At 71.2% G+C, this 4,550-nt stretch carries 6 protein-coding genes; 4 read left to right on the forward strand and 2 right to left on the reverse strand.

Annotated features, from left to right (window positions below; all coding sequences use genetic code 11):
• The first annotated feature begins 16 nt into the window (after positions 1-16).
• A complete protein-coding gene (locus ABNT58_RS12830; RefSeq protein WP_348753870.1) occupies positions 17-775 on the forward strand; it encodes an NAD-dependent deacylase in 759 nt (252 codons plus the stop codon).
• Between the two features lie 23 nt (positions 776-798).
• On the opposite strand, the gene ABNT58_RS12835 is transcribed toward ABNT58_RS12830, so the two are convergent.
• The gene (locus ABNT58_RS12835; RefSeq protein WP_348753866.1) at positions 799-1,425 is read right to left on the reverse strand and encodes a histidine phosphatase family protein; all 627 of its coding nucleotides are present in this window, start codon (positions 1,423-1,425) and stop codon (positions 799-801) included.
• 106 nt (positions 1,426-1,531) lie between these two features.
• Between ABNT58_RS12835 and upp the strand changes: the two genes are divergently transcribed.
• The 3 genes from upp (at position 1,532) to serC (ending at position 3,903) form a co-directional block, all read left to right on the forward strand.
• On the forward strand, positions 1,532-2,173 hold the full coding sequence (upp, locus tag ABNT58_RS12840; RefSeq protein WP_250199639.1) for a uracil phosphoribosyltransferase: 642 nt from the start codon (positions 1,532-1,534) through the stop codon (positions 2,171-2,173).
• 64 nt (positions 2,174-2,237) lie between these two features.
• Positions 2,238-2,729, forward strand: coding sequence for a universal stress protein (locus tag ABNT58_RS12845; RefSeq protein WP_348753867.1), 492 nt, complete (start codon positions 2,238-2,240; stop codon positions 2,727-2,729).
• Positions 2,730-2,820: 91 nt separating this feature from the next.
• Complete coding sequence (gene serC / locus ABNT58_RS12850; RefSeq protein ID WP_348753868.1) at positions 2,821-3,903, forward strand: 3-phosphoserine/phosphohydroxythreonine transaminase; 1,083 nt, start codon at positions 2,821-2,823, stop codon at positions 3,901-3,903.
• 8 nt (positions 3,904-3,911) lie between these two features.
• On the opposite strand, the gene ABNT58_RS12855 is transcribed toward serC, so the two are convergent.
• Positions 3,912-4,550, reverse strand: a 639-nt coding sequence (locus ABNT58_RS12855; protein WP_348753869.1) for an IclR family transcriptional regulator C-terminal domain-containing protein, incomplete at its 5' end; no start/stop codon positions are given.

Below are 4,550 nucleotides of genomic sequence, written 5' to 3' on the forward strand. Positions count from 1 at the left end.
GAGGCCCTGCGCCAGCGTGGCGGCGCCTGACGAAGCCGCCGTCCAACGCCTGCGCCAGCGCTTGGCGCAGGCCGAGCGGGTGTGTGTGCTGACCGGCGCCGGCATGAGCGCGGAGAGCGGCATTCCCACCTTTCGTGATGCGCAGACGGGCCTGTGGGCCCGCTGCGACCCGCTGCAACTGGCCAGCGAGGCCGGCTTCCGCGCCGACCCCGGCCTGGTGTGGGACTGGTACCAGCAGCGGCGCGAAGGCGTGCGCCGCGCGCAGCCCAATGCCGGGCACCTGGCGCTGGCCGAGTTCGCCCGCCGCCGCCCCGGCGTGCTGACGCTGGTGACGCAGAACGTGGACGACCTGCACCAGCGCGCCGGCCTGGACGGTGTGCTGCGCCTGCACGGCGACATCCTGCAGAACCGCTGGCTGGACCCCTGCCGGCATGCCGGCGGCTGCCGTGCCGACCCACAGCAGCCCGGCCGGCCGCCGGCCTGCACGGTGTGCGGCAACCTGCTGCGGCCCGGTGTGGTGTGGTTCGGCGAGGCCTTGCCGGCCGAGGTGTTGCAGCAGGCCGAAGCCGCCGCGCGAAAGGCGCAGGTGATGCTGGTGGTGGGCACCTCGGGCGCCGTGTGGCCGGCCGCCGGCTTGGCCGCGGTGGCCCGGCGCGGCGGCGCGCATGTGGCCATCCTCAACCCGCAGGCGACGGAGATCGACGACGACGCCGACGAGCACCTGGCCGGCACCGCGGCCGAGCTGCTGCCGCGCTTGCTGGCGCCGGTGGCCTGAAGCGCTGCGCGCAGACCGCCGGATCAAGGCTGCAGCCGCCCCACCTCCTGCAGCGTGCCGTCGGGCCGCTTCTTCAGCACCACCATCTCGCCCGACGAGGTGTTGACGCCCGCCAGCGCCTGGATGTTCACCTGGTGCGTCACCGCCAGCAGCACGCCCGGGCCGCGCCAGTCGGCGATGACTTGGCGGGCTTGTGCCGTGATCTCGTCGCCCTTGGCATCGTCCGGAAAAATGCTGGCGAAGGCCGGATGCGCCTGCACCGGCCCCACGCCCAGCAGCCGTGCGGTTTCCAGGCAGCGGCACCAGGCCGAGCTGAGCACCCGGCCCACCGGCACGCCGGCTTCGCGCAGGCGCTGGCCCAGGGCACGTGCGTCGGCGCGGCCTTCGTCATTGAGGTTGCGCTGGGTGCTGCAGTCGTCGAGCTTGAAGCCCGCCGGGTCGCCGACACCGGGCGCTCGCGCATGGCGCATCAGCACGATGGTGCCGGGCTCGCGCAGCGCGGCCATCACGGCGGCGCTGCCCGCAGGCGGGGCCTCTGCGCGCACGGGGCCGGACAGCATCGCAGCGGCGCTCAGCAGCGCCAGCAGCAGTCGGCGAGTTGGAGAAAGCAGGGCGGCCATGCGGCCGGCGGCAACAGCAGGCGGGTTCATGCCCGCAGGGTAGGGCCGCCGTGATGGCCGCACAGGCGCGCGGGGCATGCAGCCGCACCGAGCAGCCTGCAGGGCGCGCTTGGCACGAAGCTGGCTAAGCCGGTCCATGCCCGTCATCCAGATCACCCATCCGCTGGTGCGCCACAAGATCGGCCTGCTGCGCGAGGCCGGCATCACCACCCGCGACTTCCGCGCCATCACGCAGGAGCTGGCGCGGCTGCTGGCCTATGAGGCCACGGCCGACTTTCCGCTGCAGCCGGTGACGCTCCAGTGCTGGAGCGGCCCGGTGCAGGTGGAGCAGATCCAGGGCCGCAAGGTGACGGTGGTGCCCATCCTGCGCGCCGGCCTGGGCATGCTGGACGGCGTGCTCGACATCGTGCCCGGCGCCAAGGTGAGCGTGGTGGGCCTGTCGCGCAACCACGAGACGCTGCAGCCCGAGCGCTACTTCGAGAAGTTCGTCGGCCACCTGGAGCAGCGCACCGCGATCATCATCGACCCGATGCTGGCCACTGCCGGCTCCATGATCGCCACCGCCCAGCTGCTGAAGGACCGCGGCTGCACCGACGTGCGGGCGCTGGTGCTGGTGGCCGCGCCCGAAGGCGTGGCCGCGCTGCAGGCGGCCCACCCCGATGTGCGCTGCTGGACCGCCGCCATCGACAGCCACCTGGACGCCAACGGCTACATCATTCCCGGCCTGGGCGACGCGGGCGACAAGCTCTTCGGCACCAAGCACGACGACACGGTGTAGACCCGCAGCGCCGGCCTGCACGGGCGCTGGCAAGATGGGCCGCATCGCCGCTGTGGAGCTTGCCATGCACATCCTGCTGCCCATCGATGGTTCGGAGCGTTCGCTGGACGCGGTGCACCACGGCCTGTGCCTGGTGCGCGCCGGCTTGCAGGCCCGCTTCCTGTTGCTCAACGTGCAGGAGCCGACGCACCTGTACGAAGTGCTGCTGCTGCGCGATGCAGACGCCCGCACTGCCGCCGCGCGCGCGGCCGGCGAGAACGCGCTGCGGGCGGCCGAGGCCCTGCTGGATGCAGCGGGCATGGACTACGAACTGGAGATCGTCACCGGCGAGCCGGCCCAGCAGATCGTGGAAGTGGCCGAGCGCGAGGCCTGCGACGCCATCGTGATGGGCACCTTCGGCCATGGCGCGTTGACCGAGGCGCTGGCGGGTTCGGTGTCGCAGCCGGTGCTGCAGCATGCGGCCGTGCCGGTGACGCTGGTGCGCCATGCGCCGCAGGAAGAAGCGCCGCCGGGCGCAGAGCCGGCCGCTGCCGAAGAGCCCGAGCACGCCGGCTGAAAGGGCGGCCGCAGGCCCGGCCGGGGCTGGCGCGGGGCAGGCGCTATCCTCGCGGGCTCACCCGTACGAAGCCCATCGGAGCCGCTTTTCCATGACACGCGTTTTCAACTTCAGCGCCGGCCCGGCCGCGCTTCCTGAACCGGTGCTGCAGCAGGCCGCCGCCGAGATGAGCGACTGGCGCGGCTCGGGCATGTCCGTCATGGAGATGAGCCACCGCGGCAAGGAGTTCATGAGCATCCTGGCCGAGACCAAGGCGCTGCTGATCGAGCTGCTGAACATCCCGGCCAACTACAAGGTGCTGTTCATGCAGGGCGGGGCGCTGGGCCAGAACGCCATCCTGCCGATGAACCTGCTGCGCGGCCGCAGCAGCGCCGACTACGTGCACACCGGCGAATGGTCGAAGAAGTCGATCGAAGAGGCCGGCAAGTACTGCCGCGTGCGCGTGGCGGCCACGGCCGAGGCCAGCCGCTTCACCCATGTGCCGCCGCAAGACAGCTGGAACCTGGACCCCCACGCGGCCTACGTGCACATCTGCTCCAACGAAACCATCGGCGGCGTGGAATACCACTGGACGCCCGACACCGGCGACGTGCCGCTGGTGGCCGACATGTCGAGCAACATCCTCAGCAAGCCGGTGGACGTGAGCCGCTATGGCCTCATCTATGCCGGGGCGCAGAAGAACATCGGCCCGGCCGGCCTCACGCTGGTGATCGTGCGCGAAGACCTGCTGGGCGGTGCGCTGCCGATCACGCCGCAGGTGTTCGACTACCAGCACCTGGCGGCCAACGATTCGATGATCAACACGCCGCCCACCTATGCGATCTACATCGCCGGGCTGGTGTTCCAGTGGATCAAGGACCAGGGCGGCCTGGAAGGCATGGCCCGCCACAACCAGGCCAAGGCCCGGCTGCTGTACGACACGCTGGACGCCAGCGGCTTCTACACCAGCCCGGTGGCGCGCGAAGACCGTTCACTGATGAACGTGCCCTTCCGCCTGCCCGACCCGGCGCTGGACGCCGAGTTCCTCAAGGGCGCCGAAGCCCGCGGCATGGTGCAGCTCAAGGGCCACCGTGTGGTCGGCGGCATGCGGGCGTCGATCTACAACGCGGTGCCGGTGGCGGCGGTGCAGGCCTTGGTCGACTACATGAAGGAGTTCGAGGCCAAGCACGGCTGAGGATGTGATCAGGCTTTCAAGTGCAGCAGCCGCGCGATGTCCCGCGCGGCCTGCAGCAGGCGCGGCAGGAACTGCTCGACCATCGCGGCGGGCGGCGTGCGGTTGGCCTGGCCGCTGATGTTCAGCGCGGCGATGGTGCGGCCGGTGCGGTCGACGATGGGTGCGGCCAGCGAGACCAGGCCTTCTTCCAGTTCCTGGTTCACCAGGCACCAGCCCTGGCGGCGGGTGTCTTCCACCAGCCCCAGCAGCGTGGGCAGGTCGGTGACGGTGCGTGAGGTGAAGGCCGTGCGCTCGCGCAGCGACAGCCGGGCGCGCACCTCGTCGGCCGGCAGGCCGGCCAGCAGCACCCGGCCCATCGAGGTGCAATAGGCCGGCAGCCGGCTGCCGATGCCCAGGTGGATGCGCATGATCTTGTGCGTGGGCACCCGCAGCACGTACACCAGTTCGGCGCCGTCCAGCACCGCGGCCGAGCAGCTTTCCTTCACCTCGGCCACCAGCGTTTCCATCACCGGCTCGGCCAGGTTCCACAGCGGCAGCGACGACAGGTAGGCAAAGCCCAGGTCCAGGATCTTGGGCGTGAGGCGGAACTGCCGGCCTTGCGCCTCCACGTAGCCCAGGCCTTCCAGCGTCAGCAGGATCCGGCGTGC

The organism is uncultured Aquincola sp. (assembly GCF_964001545.1).
Classification (GTDB): Bacteria; Pseudomonadota; Gammaproteobacteria; order Burkholderiales; family Burkholderiaceae_C; genus Aquincola.